The sequence below is a fragment of the Streptomyces sp. NPDC050439 genome, assembly GCF_040655335.1.
Lineage (GTDB): Bacteria > Actinomycetota > Actinomycetes > Streptomycetales > Streptomycetaceae > Streptomyces.
On record NZ_JBFAJT010000008.1, the window covers coordinates 438458 to 456847 of the forward strand.

General features: G+C 72.6%; 10 protein-coding genes. 2 read left to right on the top strand and 8 right to left on the bottom strand.

Annotated elements, in window-relative coordinates:
• Positions 1-39 precede the first annotated feature (39 nt).
• From AB0I66_RS32350 to AB0I66_RS32380, 7 genes are all read right to left on the bottom strand, one after another.
• Positions 40-1221, bottom strand: a complete 1182-nt coding sequence (locus AB0I66_RS32350; RefSeq protein ID WP_363211515.1) for a glycosyltransferase — start codon at positions 1219-1221, stop codon at positions 40-42.
• Positions 1218-4049 carry a CDP-glycerol glycerophosphotransferase family protein gene (locus tag AB0I66_RS32355; protein ID WP_363211516.1) on the bottom strand — a complete coding sequence of 944 codons (2832 nt, stop codon included), beginning with the start codon at positions 4047-4049 and terminating at the stop codon, positions 1218-1220. The genes AB0I66_RS32350 and AB0I66_RS32355 overlap by 4 nt, the downstream gene beginning before the upstream one ends.
• On the bottom strand, positions 4046-7540 hold the full coding sequence (locus AB0I66_RS32360) for a CDP-glycerol glycerophosphotransferase family protein (protein ID WP_363211517.1): 3495 nt from the start codon (positions 7538-7540) through the stop codon (positions 4046-4048). The genes AB0I66_RS32355 and AB0I66_RS32360 overlap by 4 nt, the downstream gene beginning before the upstream one ends.
• Before the next feature lie 188 nt (positions 7541-7728).
• The gene (locus tag AB0I66_RS32365) at positions 7729-8547 is read right to left on the bottom strand and encodes a TylF/MycF/NovP-related O-methyltransferase (protein ID WP_363211518.1); all 819 of its coding nucleotides are present in this window, start codon (positions 8545-8547) and stop codon (positions 7729-7731) included.
• A gap of 55 nt (positions 8548-8602) precedes the next feature.
• The gene (locus tag AB0I66_RS32370; protein ID WP_363211519.1) at positions 8603-9343 is read right to left on the bottom strand and encodes a methyltransferase domain-containing protein; all 741 of its coding nucleotides are present in this window, start codon (positions 9341-9343) and stop codon (positions 8603-8605) included.
• Between the two features lie 52 nt (positions 9344-9395).
• Complete coding sequence (locus AB0I66_RS32375; protein ID WP_363211520.1) at positions 9396-10559, bottom strand: acyltransferase; 1164 nt, start codon at positions 10557-10559, stop codon at positions 9396-9398.
• Positions 10556-12289, bottom strand: coding sequence for a hypothetical protein (locus AB0I66_RS32380; RefSeq protein ID WP_363211521.1), 1734 nt, complete (start codon positions 12287-12289; stop codon positions 10556-10558). Before AB0I66_RS32380 ends, AB0I66_RS32375 begins: the two co-directional genes overlap by 4 nt.
• 132 nt (positions 12290-12421) lie before the next feature.
• Here AB0I66_RS32380 and AB0I66_RS32385 point away from each other — a divergent pair, with 132 nt between their 5' ends.
• Together AB0I66_RS32385 and AB0I66_RS32390 are read left to right on the top strand one after the other, a co-directional pair.
• Positions 12422-13357: a hypothetical protein gene (locus AB0I66_RS32385; RefSeq protein ID WP_363211522.1), complete on the top strand. Its 936-nt coding sequence runs from the start codon at positions 12422-12424 to the stop codon at positions 13355-13357.
• Positions 13354-16191, top strand: a complete 2838-nt coding sequence (locus AB0I66_RS32390; protein WP_363211523.1) for a stealth conserved region 3 domain-containing protein — start codon at positions 13354-13356, stop codon at positions 16189-16191. Before AB0I66_RS32385 ends, AB0I66_RS32390 begins: the two co-directional genes overlap by 4 nt.
• Here AB0I66_RS32390 and AB0I66_RS32395 read toward each other — a convergent pair.
• A complete protein-coding gene (locus AB0I66_RS32395; RefSeq protein ID WP_363211524.1) occupies positions 16176-18284 on the bottom strand; it encodes a bifunctional glycosyltransferase family 2 protein/CDP-glycerol:glycerophosphate glycerophosphotransferase in 2109 nt (702 codons plus the stop codon). The genes AB0I66_RS32390 and AB0I66_RS32395 overlap by 16 nt on opposite strands.
• Positions 18285-18390: the final 106 nt, after the last annotated feature.

Consider the following 18390-nt stretch of genomic DNA (forward strand, 5'->3'; position numbering starts at 1 on the left):
GGCGCCCCTGCGGGGGCGCGGTCACCGCGCCCCCGCCCCTCATCGCTCCAGAAGCTCGAACAGCTCTTCCCAGCGCTCAAGCACCCGTGCCTCGGAGAACCGCTGCACGTTCCTGCGGGCCCGCTCCCCCATCGCGTCCCTCAGCCGTGGGTTGCCGGTGAGGCGCAGGAGGCGGTCGGCGAGGGCCTCGATGTCACCGGCGGGGGCAAGCAGGCCGTCCTCTCCGTGGCGCACGATCTCGCGGACGCCGGGCGCGCAGTCGAAGGCCGCGCACGGCACCGCACTGGCCATCGCCTCCATCAGGGCCAGCGGGAAACCCTCGCCGCGGGAGGACTGCACGAAGAGGGAGCTCTCGGCGAGCACGCCGGGCACATCGCTGGTACGGCCCCGCCACTGGACCGAACCGTCCAGGCCCAGGCGCGTGCACTGGCGCCTGAGGTCGGCCTCGTCCGCTCCGGCGCCGTAGATCCGCAGCGTCCAGTCGGGGCGCTGCGGGGCGACGAGCGCCCAGGTGTCGACGAGCATGTCGACGCCCTTCTGGTCGGCGAGCCTGCCGATGCTGCAGACCACCTTGGCCTCGCGCCGTGAGGGCACTTCGGGGAGGTGGGCCAGGGCGTTGGGCATCGCGCCGACGTTGTGCATGCCGTCGGCGATCCAGTCGTCGGCGTCCTCCTGGGTGAGCGCGAGCCAGCGGTCCACCGAGGGATAGCTGCGCTTGACCGCGCGGTAGCGGTGGCAGGCGCGGGTGTAGGCGTACGACTCGTGGCTCATGCCGATGATGCGCAGGCCCGCGGTGTCCGCCTCCCTGATCCACTCCATCGGCCAGACCTGCGTGACGATGGCGACCGCTCCGGGGCGCGCGGCACGGAAGAGCTCGGAGAGCCGCTCGACGGTGCGGCGCTTGGCGGCGACCCGGGCCGCCTCGCGACGGCGCGCCACCACGTTGAGGCGGCCGAGGCCGCGCACCGGGCGCGGGCTCGCGGGATGCTCGTCGTAGAGGCTGGTCACGGGGTAGCCGCGGTCGTCCGGGAGCGCCAGTTTCAGCTCGGCCTCGTGGACGCCGATGACGTGCACCCGGTGGCCGTTGCCCTGGAAGAGCCTTGCCATCTGGTGGGCCCAGGCGGTGACGCCGCCGAGTTCGTCGACGGTGTTCGCCACGAGGAAGAGATCGCGGCTCTTCGTCGGGGCGACGATCCTCTTGGTCGCGATCGTCGTGGTCATGCCCCGCCCCTCTGCTCCGTGTCCCCTGCCTGTTCGCCTGCCTGTTCCCCGGACCGCATCCCGAAGAGCGCGTCCACCACGTCGGCCGCGGCCCGTCCCCGGTCGTAGGCGCCGAACCGCGCGGCGAACGCCCGCCGGGGCCCGGCCCACGCGGCGTCGGCCTGCTTCAGCGTGGCGAGCACGCGCAGCAGTTCGTCCTGCGTCTCCACGACGGGCCCGCCCGCGTCGTCCCGCAGCGCGAAGTAGCTGCCGCGCTCGGCCGCGTACGCGTCGAGGTCCGGCGCGAAGTGCACCAGCGGCCGGTCGAGGAGCGCGAAGTCGAACATGATCGACGAGTAGTCGGTCACCAGGACGTCGGCGAGGCAGAGCAGCTCGCTCACGTCGTGGTGCGCCGAGACGTCGATGACGGTGCCCGGCGGGCAGAGGGGCAGATCGGCCGCCTCCGAGTAGTGGGCGCGCACCAGGAGGACATGGGTGTCGCCGAAGCGGGCGGCGAACCTGCGTACGTCGAGCGGAAGTTGGACCGGCTTGTTGTTCTTGGGCAGCCCGCGGAACGTCGGCGCGTACAGGACCACCGTCTTGTGGTCGGGGATGCCCAGGTCACCGGCCACGGACGGCCGGGGGAAGCGGCCCGACGCCTCGTCGCGGGCCCGCGCGGCGACCAGGCGGTCGTTGCGCGGATAGCCGCAGCGCAGCAGCCGGTCCTCGGGGATGCCGTAGGCGCGGGCAAGGGTGCGCACGTCGTGTTCGGAGCGCACCAGGAAGTGGTCGAAGCGGTCCACGGCCTGGCGCAGACGTGCACGCTGCGGGGCGTTCTGCGTCTTCAGGCGTGCCTCGTCGAAGCCCATGCGCTTGTACGCGGAGCCGTGCCAGGTCTGCAGGTACGTGGTGTGGCGCGGCTTGTCCAGGGCGTGCGGGAAGCCCTGGTTGTCGATCCAGAACTCGGCGCGGGCCAGGGCCCACAGATACCGCCAGGACCAACGGCGCACCAGGCGGGCGGAGTCGGGGTAGCCGTCGGCCGAGGTGGCGTACGCCCAGGTGCAGCGCAGGCGCAGCCCCCGGTCGACGATCTCCTGGTGGATCGCGCGCGGGCTGTCGCCGTAGCACCTGCCCATGTGGCTCTCGAAGACGACCGAGCCCTTGCTGACGGGGAGGCGCAGCAGCACTCGGCGGTAGACGCGCAGCTTGACCCCCTTGCCGTGGAGCCCGTCCCACCGCTTGCGCAGGGCGCGCAGCCGCAGCCTGAGTTTGCGCGCGGGCCGGAAGTGGGTGGCGTAGTGCAGTGCCGCGCGCAGTGTGCGGGCGGCACGGTGGCGGGGCATGAGGCGCAGCTCGACCTTGTTTGCCCCGGTGACGGTGATGCCTTGGCTCTGCCCCACGGTCTCCAGGTCGGCGACGAGTTCGGTGGTCATGTCCTGCCCGCCGGCCGCGAGTCGGAGCCGTGGTTCCCAGGTGCGGTCGCCGACGCCGAGGTCCCGCAGCCGGGCGGTGAGGACCACGGTGGCCCGCCAGAGGACCGCGCCGCCGTCGTAGTGCACCTCGTCCACGGGTACGCGGAAGCCACGCCGTCCCGTGCCCTGGGCCCGTACGTCGAGGCGGGCGGTGAGCGGCGGCCGGTCGGGCACCAGAGCGCCGGGCAGCACGACCCGCCCTTCGAGGACCGCCTTGCCCGCCTCGACGTCACACCTGGTGAGGCGGTTCAGGAGGCGCGCATCACCCAACCCCTGGTGCTGGTGGCCGAGTTCGGTGACGTCGAGCACCTCACGTACGCGGGGGTCGTCGAGCCCGTCCGCGCGCCAGTAGACCTTGCCCTCCCGCTCGGTCAGCTCCGAGACGACGGTGCCGGGCCGGGCGAGCGCGTACGCCGCCGCGAGGACGCCGTCCGTGTCGCCGTCCGCGAGCAGCCGCACGCACACCCGCTCCACGGGGGCGAGGGCGTCCAGGGCGCGCAGGTCCACGCGGCCTTGGAGGTGCGGGGCGGCCCCGTCGGTGGCCCGGCGCCGCTCATCGGCGGTGAGCTGGGGGAACGTACGGGCGCAGGGCAGCACATGGTCGACGAGGAACGACCGTTCGCGCCGGTCGGCCAGGTCGAGGCGGCCCAGGCTCACCAGGAGTCCGGCGACGCGGGCGCTCGCGACGGCGAGCGCCGGGGTCTCGCGGGCGGGGGCGGGCAGTGCGCGGTGGGTGGTGATCAGGTTCGGGACGAGGGTGAGGGCGCGGGCCCCGAGGGCGGCCTCGACGCCGAAGAGGACCTCGCTGTGGTCGAGGTCCGGCGCGTACCGGAGCCGCAGCCGGTCGAGGGCGGCACGGCGGACGCAGAATCCGGTGATCAGCGAGTCCCTGGCGACGAGTTCGGGGGCGTCGGAGAGGTTCTCGACCTTGCGTGTCCTGGCGTGCAGGTGTGCCTGCCAGTCCGGCCCGCGCTCCTTCTTGCCGCTGCCCGTGAGCCGCGTCCAGCGTCCCGCCACCAGGTCGGCCCCGGTGGAGCGCGCGGCGTCGAAGAGGTTGCGGCAGGCGTGCCGTTCCAGGAGTTCGCCGTCGCCGAGCACGATGACGTACCGCCCGCGTGCCGCGTCGAGCCCGAGATTCCGCGCGGCGGCCACCGGCAGCTCACCGTCGGCACTCACCAGGCGTACCCGGTGCGGCTGGTCGGCGGCGAGTTCGCGTGCCGCGTCCCGGGCGGGGCCGTCCGCGCCGGGGTCGACGAGGACCGCCTCGACGTTGCCCATCGTCTGGTCGAGCACGGACCCCACCGACTGCCGCAGCGCATCGGCATCCATGCCGGCGACCACGACGCAGCTGACGTCGTGCAGGTCGGGCGTGCTCATGCGCGGCCTCCTTCGAGCAGGGCGTCCGCCACTCCCGCCGCCGCGTTCCCGTCGTCCAGGTCGCAGAAGACCTCGCGGAACCTGTCGTACTTGTCGGCGTACGCGGCGGTGGCCGCCCGCGGGTCGCGCAGCGCGGCGATCACCTCGTCGCTCGTGGCGAGCAGCGGGCCCGGCGCCTGCGCCTCGAAGTCGAAGTAGAAGCCGCGCAGGGTGTCGCGGTAGTGGTCGAGGTCGTGGGTGTGGAAGAGCATCGGGCGCCCGGTCTGCGCGAAGTCGAACATCAGGGACGAGTAGTCCGTCACCAGGACGTCGCTGATCAGGAGCAGTCCGCTGACGTCGGGGTGGCGCGTGACATCACGGACGAAGTCCGAGCCGGGGACGGTGCCGCCGACGAGGTAGTGCCTGCGGACCAGGAGCACCGTGTCGTCGCCGAGGGCACGCTCGGCGGCTTCGAGATCAAGCTGGAGGTCGAGTGCGTAGCGTCCGGCCTGCTTGGGCTGGTTCTCGCGCCAGGTCGGCGCGTACAGGACGACGCGTCTGTCGTCGGGGATGCCGAGCCGTTCGCGTACGGAGGCCGCGACCTTGGCGCGGTCGGCGGCGTGCAGCAGGTCGTTGCGCGGATAGCCGCGTTCGAGGACCTCGCCGGTGTAGCCGAAGGCGCCGCGCAGGAGGGGCGTCGAGAAGCGGTTGGGGGAGACCAGCAGGCTCCACTGGTCGGCGCGTCCCGGCAGCGTCGCCATGTAGGCGCGGTCGGCGGAGGCGTGGCCCGCAACGTCGCGGCCGATGCGCTTGAGCGGGGTGCCGTGCCAGGTCTGCACGACGTACTGACCTTCGGCGCGCTCGAACCATTCGGGCAGCTGGGTGTTGGTGACGATGTAGCGGCAGCGGGCGAGGGCCTCATGCCACGCGGCGCTCCACAGGACGAGCGGTGTGGCGCTGCCGGGCAGCGCCACCTGCTGGTCGCGGACCACCCACAGATGCTCCAACTCAGCGCCCCGTGCGACCAGTTCCTCGTGCACGGCGCGGGGCGAGTCGGAGTACTGGCGTCCGTCGAAGCTGCAGTAAAGGACGGCGTCGCGCAGCGGTCCGCCGCGCCGGGCCGCGTACTCCTCGCGCAGCTTGCGTTGGCGCGGGCCGCCCCGGTCGGCCACGGGCAGCGCGGAGCCCGAGCGCAGGTGGAGGCCGTCGTGGGCGTGGCGCTTCAGGCTGATCTCGCGGCCGGATCTGGTGCGAGTGAGGGGCAGTTCGCGGCCCTTGCCCGGGGCCACGCACACGGCGGTGTACTGCTCGGGGTCGCTCGCGCCCGGCGCGCGCAGGAAGAGGTTCCAGCGCCCTTCGGCGAGCGGCAGGGTTCCTCCGGGCCCCGGCACGGCCTCGGGCCGTAGCGCCGCGGTGAACCGCCCGCCCTCGATCCGCACCGGCAACACGGCCTCGTCGCCGTGGCCGCCGTGCACGAGGACCAGCTCCGCGGCGCGGGTCTGTGCATCGGGGTGACTGCCCTCGACGATCAGCTCCTCGCCCCAGGTCACGGTGTCGGCGAGCGGCCGCTCGGTCTGGTCGCGCAGCTCCAGGTTCCCCGACGCGTTGGCGAGGACGAGGAGTTCGCGCCCCGGGAGGAGTGCGTAGCGCCCGGCCGGCACGTCGGGGCAGGCGGCGAGCGGTGTGCGGTCGCCGCCCTCGCGGACCACCGAGACGCCCCACGGGTCGGCCTTGCGCGGCTCGCCGGTGTGCTCGTCCTCACCGGCGTGGAAGAGGCCGAGCGGCACGTCGGCGCTGAAGTCGCGGCCGTTCACCAGGGCGGGGACGTCACGCGTCTCCTTGGTGGCCCAGTTCTCCACCCGCAGCGCTTCGACGCCCCGCGACTCCCCCGGCGCGAGCCGCCCGTGCAGCCGGACGGTGCCGCCGCAGCCCTCGTGTGTGACGAGCCGTGCGGCCACCCGCTCCGTGCGCAGCCTCAGCCGCCCCTTGCTGAGGGTGACGGCGACCCGCAGGAACTCCTCCAGGTACCGCACGGGAAGCCGCGGCGGGCTGCTCGTCCTGACCGGACCGGTGCGTGGCAGGAGCGCGCTGACCACGCCCATCTCCAGCTTCCAGGTGGTGCTGCGCCGCTTGGTGACGGTCCTGCGGGGGTCGATGACCGTCTCGAACCCCGACCGGTCGTAGCTGTGCAGGCCCTGCTTGGAGCGGTACGTCGCCTCGCGCGCCCGCACCGTGCGCAGCTTCAGCGGCAGGACGCGCCGCCGCCCGGCCCGCAGCCAGGCGACCCTGGCGCGCGCTCCGACCCGTCCCGCGGGCAGGTTGGGGATGTAGGCGTAGCCCTTGAGCCGCAGCCTGCCCTGTTCGTCCCAGGCGATGTGCGTGAGCTGCGCGGAGAGTGGCAGATCGGAGCGCTTCAGGGCGACGGTCTCGCGCGGCAGCCCCCTGATTCCGGGATACTCGGCCCGGCGCCCGCGCAGGCCGCGGACCTTGAAGGCGCCGGGGTTGGCCCTCTCGTACGCCATGAAGGCGAGCAGGTCGGTGACGCGGCGCCCGCGGATGAGCTGCCAGCGCACGCGCAGGGCGAGTGGCAGCGCGGCCAGGACCGCGGGGTCGACGGTGTCGGCGAAGGCGTTGGCCTGCTCCATGAAGACGTCGTGGTACGTGGAGCCGCCGTGCGGCAGAGCCTCCATGAACAGCCACAGGTCCCCGGACAGCACCGTCGTGTCGTAGCGCCGCTTGGCCTCCGCGAAGAGCTCGCCCTGCGGTGTGCCCGCCGCCCCGGCGGCCTTCGACGCGAGGAAGCCACTGGCCGCGAGGACGGCGGCGGTGCGGTCGCGGACGGCGCGGGGCTTGGCGCGGCGGGTGGTGATGGAGCCGTCGCGGTCGCGCCAGAGGTAGACGGGCTCCTTCAGTACGTCGACGGATGCGGCGAGGAAGTGGGCGGGGACCGTCACCGGGGTGTCCTCGAAGAGGACGCCCTCCGGGAAGGTGAGGGCGTGGCGGTCCCAGAAGTCCCTGCGGAAGACCTTGTTGCAGGCGATGCGGTCGCCGAGCAGGTCCCAGTCGCGGGTGACGTGCGTGCCGACGCGGGTGCTCGCCATCATCTTGCGGAACATCGGCGACTGCTCGCTCCGGTCGCCGGAGCGCAGCCGGTGCACGTTGCCGGTGGCGAAGTCGGAGCCCGACGTCTCCAGTGCCGCCAGCATCCGCTCGTAGGCGTCCCGTGGGACGACGTCGTCGCTGTCGACGAACGTCAGATACGTGCCCCGTGCCTCGCGCGCCCCCGTGTTGCGGGCCGCCCCGAGCCCCGCGTTCTCCTGCTCGACGAGACGGAATCTGGCGTCAGCGGCGGCGAACTCGCGGGCGATGCGCGGGCTCCCGTCGGTCGACCCGTCGTTGACCATGACGACCTCGATGTCCGGCATGGTCTGCTCGGCCAGTGACCGCAGGCAAGGGGCGAGAAACTCCTCGACGTTGTAGACGGGGACGACGACGGCGAGTCGGGGTGTCATGCGCTGCGCACATTCCTTCCGGAGAGCTGACGGGCACGGCCGCGCGTCCTGCCGAGGGCCACTCGGATAACCACCACCGCCCTTCCGGGTCACCCGCACGAAGCCATTCGAGTGATCTCGCGAGAGGGCCCGGCACCCGGTGGCCGAGGCCACCGGGCACGGGGCCCGCTCACGTGCCGCCGCCCGGGTCAGGGCTTCACGGCGATGCGTCCTTCGTCCATGCGCAGGAGCAGCAGGCGCTCGCCGGTCTTGTCCATGAACTCGTCGACCGCCTGGCGTGAGCCCTGCCAGTAGCCGTAGTCGTCGATGAGCAGGACGCCGCCGCTCACCAACCGTGAGTACAGGTGCTCCAGTTCGTGCTTCGTGGAGGCGTACCAGTCGGTGTCCAGGCGCAGGATGGAGATCTGCTCGGGTGCCTCGCGCGGGACGGTCTCCTCGACCATTCCCTTGACGAAGTGCACGCGCTCCTTGGGGTACGGCACCTTCTCGAAGCCGGACCTGACGTCGTCCAGGGAGGCGACCGCCCAGATCGGGCGGTCCTTGCCCTGCAGCTTGAGCAGCTCCTCGGCGGACTTGCCGTCGAGGCGCAGGTCCTCCTCGGTGGGCGGGGTCATGCCCTCGTAGGTGTCGAAGAGGTACAGGTCGCGCTCGGTGTCACCGGTCGCGAGCAGCGCCTTGGCGCAGGCCTGCATCGAACCTCCGCGCCACACACCGCACTCGACGATGCCGCCGGGGATGTCGTGCCGCACGACGTGCCGGGTCGCCAGGATGAAGGCGTTCAGCCGTTCGGGAGAGGTCATCGTGTACGGCTTCACCGCACGGATGATCTCCTTCGCCTCTTCGTCGTAGTCGGCGGGAAGGTTCAGGGCCTTCGGCTTCGGCTTCGGTGCCGGGGCGGGCTTCGGCGCGGGGGCGGCCGCCGCTCGCTGGGCCGGCACCGGCCTGCGTGTCAGCTGATATCCGGTCAGTTGCTTCAGTGCGCCGTTCACAGCGCGTCGCCATGCCATGGGAGCGGACAGTACGCGCGAAACGCCCGGGATGCCAGATTTCGTCAACATGAAGTCATTTGACATCACTTGTCGCCGAAACCGGCTGCTCGTCGGTCTCGCGCGGCGCCACCACCTTCGGCCTGCCGCAGTCGGCGCGGCCCGCGACCGGCTTGGGCAGCGGGACTCCGTCGACACCGCCGATCCTGTTCGCCCACCAGTTGGTCGTGCCGCGCACGAACGCCATGGTGAGGGCCGGGTAGTTCTTGGGGCGCTGGAACACGCCGACGGAGTCACCCCAGTAGGCGTGCTTGGCGTCGATGCTTCCGTAGGCGTGGCGGATGCCCTGCATGGGCGGGAAATCCGTGTAGGCCTCGCGGAGTTCGAGCCGGGTGTAGGCGGCCAGGGCGCGGAACCCGTCGGGGTAGTAGCGCCAGCAGTCCTGCGCGTCGTGCACGTGGCCGCGCGAGGGCGCCGTCACGAAGGCGATGCCCTCCGGCTTCAGCACGCGGGCGATCTCCAGCATCGTCGCCCAGAAGAAGGGGATGTGCTCGAACGCCTGCCCGGAGATGACGAAGTCGGCGCTGCGCGACTTCAGGGGGATGCGGTACGGCTTCGTCATCACCGCGTCGACGTTGCGCCCGTCGAGCACGTCGACGCCCACGTACTCCGTGTCGCGCCCTTCGAGCAGGGTCTTGTGGGTGCGGGTCTGCCCGTCGGAGACCCGGGCCCCGAGGTCGACCACCCGGTGGCGCTTCCCCGCGGGCATGTACTGCTGCACGCAGAGTTCCATCTGTTCGTACGCGGACTGGTGCACGTCTCCTCCTACACAGGGGCCTGAACCGGGATCTTCTCGGCATCACGCGCGTTTAACGTGTACCGACACAGCTGCGCCATCTGTGCGGAGTCCGCCGGGCGCACCACTTCCTCGCCGGTTCCTCGACGTACGTGTAGAGGGCCCACGACAGTGCGACGACCGTGACCCCGACGCCGAGCAGCGTGAACACCGCGACGTTCTCCGGCTGCGGGCGGCCGTAGGTGTCGAGGATCAGCCGGTTGACGGTCTGGTGCAGCAGATAGAAGGCGTACGACCAGAGCCCGAGCAGCACCATCGGGCGCGAGCAGAGCCAGCCGCGGTGTCCGGACAGCTCGCGCTGGACGTAGGCGGCGATGAACAGGACGGCGAAGAGCGCCGCGACCGACCGCAGGGCCCAGGTGAGCTGGGCCGCCGCGTACGGACCGAACAGTTCCGCACGGTGGCTGTGGACGGCGGCGTACACGACGAAGCAGGCGAAGAGCACCGGCGGGCTGAGGCGAAGGCGGTGCCCGCGGCGCAGGGCGAGCGCGCAGGCCATGCCCACGCCGAACTCCGGGAGCCGGGTCACCGGGTGCCGCATGACCCACTCGCTGGCGAAGGGCGAGAGGTGGGTGGCCGTCCACCAGTTGAGCGCCCACATCGCGACGAGCCCGCCGACGGCGAGCACGGCGAGGGTGCGGGTGCGCAGGCGCAGGACGTGACGGATCGCGAACGGGAAGAGGAGGTAGAAGAAGACCTCGACGCTGAGGGTCCAGGCGACGCCGTTGCCGGGGAACATCGGGGTGACGCCGGGGAACCACGTCTGCACCAGGAACAGCGAGGCGACGAAGCTGAGGACGTCCGTCGGCACGCCTCCCCAGAGGTAGAACACCCAGACGCAGGGGATGGTGGCGACCAGGTGGGCGGGCCAGATGCGGCCGAACCTGCGCCAGTAGAAGAGGCCGGCGCGGGCGCCGGGGCGGTGCCCCCAGGTGAGCAGGAAGCCGGAGAGCACGAAGAAGAAGTCGACGCCGGTCGCGCCGAGGCGCGAGTACGGGAAGAGCAGCGGCGCGTGGGCGACGCCGCCGTACGCGCTGAGTCCGGTGAAGTGGTGCACGAACACCGCGAAAGCGGCGAGGAAGCGCATCCCGGTGAGGGAGTCGACCCGGGACTCGGGGGCGTCGGGGGTGGCCGGTGCGGGGCGGGTCCTGGTCTGGTGCGGGAGGGCCGTCGTCATGCCTGCGCCCCCTCGCCCGCGCGCAGGGCGGGGCCGCAGCCCGCCGGGCGCATCTCGGCGACCATGGTGTCCAGGACCGGGCCCACGCGTGCGCGCAGTGCGGTGATGCGGGCCGGGTCGCGCACCGCCGCCGCCCGGACGTAGTCGCCGCCGTTGCCCTCGCGGTAGAGCGGGACGTAGCCCGCGGCGGCCAGACGGGGCTCGGTCAGGCCCGACTTGGCGGTCCAGGCGGCGTGCACGTGGAGCAGTTCGGGGCGTACCTCGTCCAGCAGGTAGCGGCGCAGGGCGGGCGTGTCGCGGGCCGCGTACGCGTCGGCCACGCGGCGGTCGGTCAGGCCCGCGACGTCCACGACGCGCAGCCGCGAGGTCAGCAGGGTGCCGCCGAGGTCGGGCAGGGCCACGGTGGCGTCGCGCAGGCCCAGGTACGAGGCGTACGCGTTGAAGGTGTGGCCGTAGCGCTCGGCGACGTAGCACATGGACAGCGTCGGGCGGTCGACGAACCTGCCGTTCTGCGCGGCCTGGCCGGTGACCGAGAGCAGCAGGGCGCCCGCGAGCGCGCAGCCGACGAGGGCACGCGCGCGGGTCCGTTCCGCGCGCCAGACCGTGGCCGCGGCCAGCGCGAGCGCGGTGGCGGCGAGCACCCACACCGGGGTCGCGAAGCGGTACAGCGCCATCCAGTCGCGGCCGAGCACGCCGTACGCCAGGAGGCTGAGGGCCAGCGGGACGAGCAGCGCGGCCAGGGCTCTGCGGGACGGTCCGGGGCGGGCGAGCGCGATGCCGACGCAGGCCGCGCCGATCAGGACGAGCGCCCAGCCGCCGTACGCCAACAGCTCACCTGCGGAGGCGAGTTGACCGAGCCGTGGGGGCTGCTGGGCCTTGGCCACCGCCGTGTTCGGGACCCAGAGGCCGAAGGTCGCGCGGCGCCACAGCAGGAATGCCGCGTACGGCAGCGCGAAGGTGCCGCAGCTCAGCGCCGCCGCCCGCACGGTCGGCGCGAGGCGGTCCTTGCGCAGGAACAGCAGGGCGGTGACCGGGTAGGCCGCGGCGAGCACCGCGCCGTCCGGGCGGGTCAGTGCGGCGAGCAGCGCGAGTGCCCCCGCGCTCGCGGCGACGGCGGGCCGCAGCAGGGTGCCGCCGACGGCCGCCCGGACGAGCAGGGCGCCGGTCGCGGCGGCGGTCAGCGCGTACAGCGGATTTTCGAGCCCGGAGAAGGACCAGGCCACGTACGACAGGTTCGTGGCGAGGACGGCGCCGGTCAGCAGCGTCACGGCCCAGGCGCGGCCCGGCAGCACGGCGCGCGCCGCCACGGCCACGCAGGCCAGGACGCCCGCCGTGCAGAGCACCGCGAGGGCCTTGGGGTAGAGCACCAGGTCGCTGACGCCCAGGAGCGCGCCGTGGTCGAAGAGGCCGAGCCTGCGGCCGGCGATCAGCAGGGCGAGCCAGGAGGGGTTGGAGTAGCCCTCGACGGGGTCGGCGCCCGGTTGCTGCACGGGGCCGAGGCCCTCGTCGATGCTCCGGGCGTAGGCGAAGGTGATGGCCGCGTCGTCCACGATCCACTGGCCGAGCGCGCTCGCCCGCCAGGCGACGAGCAGGGTCGCGAGGGCGACGGCCGCGGGGTCGGCCCAGTGGCGCAGGACGGCAGGGGTCGACTTGCGGGCCGAGGACGGGGTTTCGGCCGGTGGTGCGGAGGGTTCCTTGCGGCGCTGGAACTGCGCGAGGGGACTGATCATTAAGGGGCTAACTTACACATATCGCCTCAAGTCACCCTCGCGTCCGCCACGCGGGTGACCCGTACGCAGCCTCACCCTGACTCAGATGGACAACGGGCAAAGTGGCACAATGCACCACATTGGGTTCACGCCATGACCCCGGCCCTGCCGCCCGCGGCACGGCGGCTCCTCTCCACCGCACGGACCACCCGCTTCCGCGCGGAACGCGCCGCCGCGGGGCGCGCCGGTGGCGGGGCTCAGGCACTGCAGGCGCCCGTGCATCTGTCGATCCGGGACAGCCGTACGCTCAACGTCGCCGTCGCCGCCCTCCCCGGTGAACAGAGCGAGGGGGCGCATCTGTTGATCTCGCGCGGCCACCGCAGGTTCCGCGTCCCGCTCGCCCTCGAACAGCACGCCCACGGCGGCCTGCTGCTCGCCGGGACGGCCACCCTGCGCGACCTGCGGGAGGGTGTCTGGCGGCTCACGGTGGTGACCTCCGACGCCCGCGGACGCGTACGACGGCGCGGCATCGGCATCGAGGGCGACGCCGAACTGCCGCCCACGCCCACCGTCCGCCACGCCCCCGACCCCCGCACCGGCACGCTCATCCGCGTCGTGCGGTGCCGCAGCGGGCGCGCGGTGCTTCAGGTGACCCGGTCCAGGCCGCGCGCCGAGCTCGTGCGGTTCGTGCCCGGCGGTGACGGCATCGTCGTCCACGGACGGCTCGTCATGGCGGGCCCCTCGCGGCGGTGGCGGGCGAAGGCGGTGCGGCGGCGGGACGGGGTGACCGTGCCCGTCGGGGCGGTGTGGGAGGGCGCCGAGTTCAGCTTCCGGCTGCCGCTCGGCGAGATGGCGGGGGCGAGCCCCGGGCAGTGGGTGTGGGACTTCCTCGTGGAGGCGGAGACATCCGGCGCCTCGCTCCCGCTCGGGCGGTGGCTCTCCGACGTACGCGACCCCTCGGCCGCCTGTCCGACGCCCTTCCGCGTCTTCGCCCTGCCGGGCGGCGCCCTGATCCGCGCGCACGCCCACTTCACCAAGTCCGGCGCCTTCGGCCTGACGTGCTGGGACATCTCGAAGGAGACCTCATGAAGATCACGTATCTGCTCGGCTGGGGCGACGAGATGGGCGGCACCGAGCTGGCCACCTACACCCAGGCACAGCACCTCGCCGACCGGCACGACGTCGAGGTCATCTCCGTCTTCCGGACCCGCCCCGAGCCCTTCTTCCCCGAGGCCCGCAGCCTCCCCGTGCGCTATCTCGTCGACCGCACCGCCTCCCCCGAGCGCCCGGTGCGCGGCTCACGCCTCGACGAGGCCGCCCGCCGCACCCTGGCCGCGCTGCCCAGCGAACTGATCAAGCCCGCCTGGGAGTCCGCCTTCGACCGTCTCTCCGACATCGAGATGGCCGCCGCCCTGACCACCCTGGACACCGACGTCCTGGTCACCACGACGCCCGCCCTGATGGCCGCCGCCGTCGGGCTCGTCCCGGCCAGGGTCGTCACCGTGCACCAGGAGCACCGACCCACCCAGCGCCGCGGCCCCTCCGGCGAACCCCTGCTCCTGCACGCGCCGCGCCTCGACGCCCTGGTCACGCTCACCGACCGCACCCGCGACTGGATCGCGGAGTCCCTCGGTGCCACCGCCCCCGAGCTCGCGGTCATCCCGAACGCCGTGCCGGACGGCTTCCGGCCGCGTGCCGACGGCGAGAGCAAGGTCATCGTCATGGCCGCGCGGCTCACCGGCGAGAAGCGCGTCGACCACGCCGTGCGCGCCTTCGCCGAAATCGCCGAGGCCTATCCCGACTGGACCCTGCGCGTCTTCGGCGGCGGCCACCGCGAGCAGAGCCTGCGTCGCCTGGTCGACGGCTTCGGTCTCCAGGACCGGGTCGAACTCCTCGGCCCCTGCCAGGACATGGCCGCCGAATGGGCCAAGGCGGGGCTCACGCTGATGACCGCGGGGCACAACGAGGCGTTCCCGCTCGTGCTGCTCGAAGCGCTGGCCGCGGGTGTGCCCGTGGTCGCGTACGACGTCCTGACCGGGCCCGCCGAGATCGTCAGGCACCGCGTCGACGGGCTGCTCGTGCCGCCCGGCGAGGTGCGCGAACTGGCGGCCGCGATGAGCGAGTTGATGGGCGATCCGGAGACCCGGCGGTCCTACGCACGGGCCGCGCGCGAAGGCGTCTACGCCCGCTTCTCCTCCGCCGACGTCACGGCGCGCTGGCAGGAGCTGTACTCCCGGCTCGTGGCGCGGCGCGACGCCCCCGAGCGCCTCGACGACCGCGCGGACCGGGTGGCGCTCGGTGTCGCCTCCGGGGGCAGCGGCTTCCGCCCGACCACGCCGTACACCCTGGACGCCCCGCCGAGCACCGAGGAGCGTGCCCGCGAGGAGGAGATCGCCGCCGCCGACACGAGCGGCCTGCTCATCCGGTCCGTGGGCCGGCTCGCCGAGCGCCGTGACGACATCCTCGCGCCGGCCATGACGGACTGGAACCTCGAGATCGCGGCCACCGCGCTGGAGTCGGAGGACATCCCGTACGTCCTCGTCCGCACGTCCGGCACCGCGCACACGCTCGCCGTGGCCGACGACGAGCGCGAGGGGGCACTGAAGGCGCTCTCCGAGTCCCTGCACGGCCAGCCCGTCTACGCCGAACTGATCCGTCCCCGGGACTCGGCCCCCGGCGTCGTGCTCGCCGAGCGGCTCGACGGCATCGGCGAGGTCGCGGGCATCAAGCTCTTCAAGCCGGTGACCACGACGACGCTCTCCCTGCGCCACGGCGTCCAGCAGGCCTGCACGGTGGCGTTCTGGCCGCGGGTCGACGGAACCGCCGGTCTCACGGGTGCCGACGCCCGGCGCGCGCCCTTCGGCACCACCCTCGCCGGGTCCGAGCTGCCTTCACTGGCGCCCACCGCCACCCTCCGGGTGGGTGACCGCACGTACCCCACGCTGGACGTCTTCGCCCAAGTCCTCATGGGTGACGTCGACTTCCCCGTCGACGCGGTCTACACCTGGGTCGACGACTCCGACCCCGAGTGGCGCGCCCGCCGCGCGGAGGCGCTCGGCGGGCCCGAGGACGACTCCTCGCCGGACCACGGCGCCGTCCGCTTCCGCAACCGCGACGAGCTGCGTTACTCGCTGCGCTCCCTGGCCATGTACGCGCCCTGGATCCGGCACATCTACGTCGTCACGGCGGGCCAGAAGCCGTCCTGGCTGGACGAGGACCACCCGGGCCTCACAGTGGTCGACCACCGTGACCTCTTCGCCGATCCGGAGGCCGCGCTCCCCACCTTCAACTCCCACTCCATCGAGAGCCAACTGCACCGCATCGAGGGCCTGTCGGAGCACTTCCTCTATCTGAACGACGACATGTTCCTCGGGCGCCCCACCACCCCGGAGACGTTCTTCCTCAGCTCGGGCACCGCCCGCTTCTTCTGGTCGTCGGCCTCGGTGCCCGCGCTGCCCGTGTCAGCGGAGGACGAGGGCTACCTGGCGGCGGCGAAGAACAACCGGGAACTGTTGCGCGAGGCGTTCGGCAGGACGGCGACCCACAGTTTCTTCCACGCCCCCTACGCCCTGCACCGCAGCGTCCTCGCGGAGCTCACCGAACGCTTCCCCGAGGAACTCGGGGCGACCGCGCGCAGCCGCTTCCGCTCGAACAGCGACCTCGCCCTGGTCTCCTCCCTGCACCACCACTACGCGTACCTCACCGGCCGGGCGGTGCCCGCCGGCATCGCGTACGACTTCGTGGACATCGGTACGCGCACCGACCACGCGCGCCTGGGCCAACTGCTCCAGGGCCGCAACAAGACGGCCTTCTGCATCGGCGAGTCCCCCGACAGCGAACTGACGGACGAGGAAATGGCCCTGGCGATGCGCGCGTTCCTGGCGGCGTACTTCCCGGTGCGCTCCCCCTACGAGCGGGGCTGACCCTCCAGGAAGAGCCGCCGCACGACCCTCTCGGCGGCTCCCCCGTCGTCGTACGGGCAGAAGCGGTCCCGGAAGGCCGCCCGGAGCGCCGTCGTCTCCGCCGACTTCCAGGTCCCGTCCCGGAACAGCTTCACCAGCTCCTCCTCGTCCCTCGCCACCGCCCCCGGCGTCTCCCCCGGCCTACCCGAGAGCAGGTCGAAGTACGTTCCCCGTGCCAGCCGGTAGGCCTGCCAGTCGGGGGCGTACGTCACGATCGGGCGGTCCAGGCAGGCGTAGTCGAACATCAGCGACGAGTAGTCCGTGACGAGGGCGTCGGCGGCCAGGCAGAGGTCCTCCACGCGCGCGTGGCCGGTGACGTCGATGAGTTGGGGGTGGGCGCGCAGGCCCGCGTCGGCGCCGTAGAAGTAGTGGGCGCGGACCAGGACCACGTACTCCTCGCCCAGCGCACGCACGAGTCGCTCCAGATCGACGCGGGGCGAGAAGCCCTTCTGGTAGTCGCGGTGGGTGGGGGCGTAGAGCAGTGCCGTCCGGCCGTCCGCGATGCCCAACTCCGCTCGAAGAGCGGCGACTTCACTGGTTCCCGCCGTGTAGTAGACGTCGTTGCGCGGGTAACCCGCCTCCAGGGCCTCATACGCGGTCGAGGGGTACACCCGTTCCCAGATCTCCGTGGAGTGCGGGTTCGCGGAGAGGCTGTAGTCCCACTGGTCGGTGTGGTCGAGGATCTTCTGGAAGCTGATGCCGTGCGTGCCGGCCGGGTAGCGGCGCTGGTCCAGGCCCATCTTCTTGAGCGGTGTGCCGTGGTGGGTCTGGAGGTAGACCTGGCCGGGGCGTTTGGTGAAGCCGCCGGGGAAGCTTGAATTGTTGATCAGGTACGTCGCTCTCGCCATGGCCTGCCAGTAGTCACGCGAGCCCTCGATGACGTACTCGACCCCGGCCGGCACGCGGTGCTTGTTGCGGGACGAGACCACCCACACGCCCCTGATGTGCGGGGCCAGTTCGCGGGCCTTGGCGTGGATGGCGGCCGGGTTGCAGGAGATCCCGCGGTTCCAGTAGGCGCCGTAGACCGCGAGGTGAGGGTCGAGGGGGCGGCGCAGGTCGGCGCGGTAGGCGAGGCGCATGGCCCGGGCGCGCAGCTTCTTCTTCTGCTGCTTCAGCCTGCGGGCGAGGCCGCTCCTGCGGGACCGGCTCTTGCAGTGCGTCTCGTAGGCGGCGTACGAGGCGGTGGCCAGGGCGCGTTCCCCCGGTGTCGCCGCCGGGCCCGCCGGGCCGTACGTCCGGTAGAGGCAGGCGGCCCCGCGGAAGAAGTCCTTGCGGTCGCCCGGCGTGACGCGCCCCGCGTCGTCGAGCACGGCGAGCAGATGCCGGGCCGCGTGCGGGACGAGCCGGGCGCGGTCGGCGGGGTCGGCCGCGGCGAGGAGTTCCTCGTACCGGCCGATCAGCGCGAAGTGCGCCCGGCCCGGCGTCTTGGCGAAGCTGCCGCCGCGCCGCTCGCGCCAGCGGACGCAAGGCCGGTCAAGGACGGCGGTACGCGCGCCGGGCGCCAGGGTCGCGCGGACCACCGGCACCACGTCCTCGTACGGGCCGTCGCTGAACGCGAGGCGTTGCTCCTGCCAGAACGCGCGCCGGTAGACGCGGTTCCAGGGGGCGACGGTGACGGCGAGGGGGTCTCCCGCGAGGTCGTCGCCGCCCGCGCGGACGTTCTCCCACCAGTCGACGCGGTCGTGGCCGAAGAGCAGGACGTCCGGGTCGTCCGCCGCGTCGAGGGCCTCGGCGATCGCCTCCAGGGCGCCCGGCAGCAGCAGGTCGTCGCCGTCGAGGAAGAGGAGATAGGTGCCGGTGGCGCGGTCCGCGCCGATGTTGCGGGCGGGTCCTGCGCCCGCGTGGGCGGGGAGGCGTACGAGTTGCACGCGCGGGTCGCGCTCCGCACACTCCGCGGCGATCGCGGCGGACGCGTCGGGCGACGCGTCGTCCACGACGATCAGCTCCAGGTCGCCGCCGGTGCGGCAGAAGGCCTGGTCGAGCACGGAGTCCAGGCATTCCCGCAGATAGCCCTGGACGCGATGGGCGGGGACGACAACCGAGAAGCGCGACATGCACACCGACGGTAGTCAGCCGGACACGGCCTGTCGAAGACCCTCCCTCACTCATTGGGGTGAAGGGGGGCAAAGAAATTGACCGGAACGGGCAAAGGGGATGAAT

Coding starts and splice junctions, on each gene's coding strand:
- AB0I66_RS32350 (WP_363211515.1), bottom strand. CDS start 1,221: ATGACCACGACGATCGCGACCAAGAGGATCGTCGCCCCGACGAAGAGC.
- AB0I66_RS32355 (WP_363211516.1), bottom strand. CDS start 4,049: ATGAGCACGCCCGACCTGCACGACGTCAGCTGCGTCGTGGTCGCCGGC.
- AB0I66_RS32360 (WP_363211517.1), bottom strand. CDS start 7,540: ATGACACCCCGACTCGCCGTCGTCGTCCCCGTCTACAACGTCGAGGAG.
- AB0I66_RS32365 (WP_363211518.1), bottom strand. CDS start 8,547: ATGGCATGGCGACGCGCTGTGAACGGCGCACTGAAGCAACTGACCGGA.
- AB0I66_RS32375 (WP_363211520.1), bottom strand. CDS start 10,559: ATGACGACGGCCCTCCCGCACCAGACCAGGACCCGCCCCGCACCGGCC.
- AB0I66_RS32380 (WP_363211521.1), bottom strand. CDS start 12,289: ATGATCAGTCCCCTCGCGCAGTTCCAGCGCCGCAAGGAACCCTCCGCA.
- AB0I66_RS32385 (WP_363211522.1), top strand. CDS start 12,422: ATGACCCCGGCCCTGCCGCCCGCGGCACGGCGGCTCCTCTCCACCGCA.
- AB0I66_RS32390 (WP_363211523.1), top strand. CDS start 13,354: ATGAAGATCACGTATCTGCTCGGCTGGGGCGACGAGATGGGCGGCACC.
- AB0I66_RS32395 (WP_363211524.1), bottom strand. CDS start 18,284: ATGTCGCGCTTCTCGGTTGTCGTCCCCGCCCATCGCGTCCAGGGCTAT.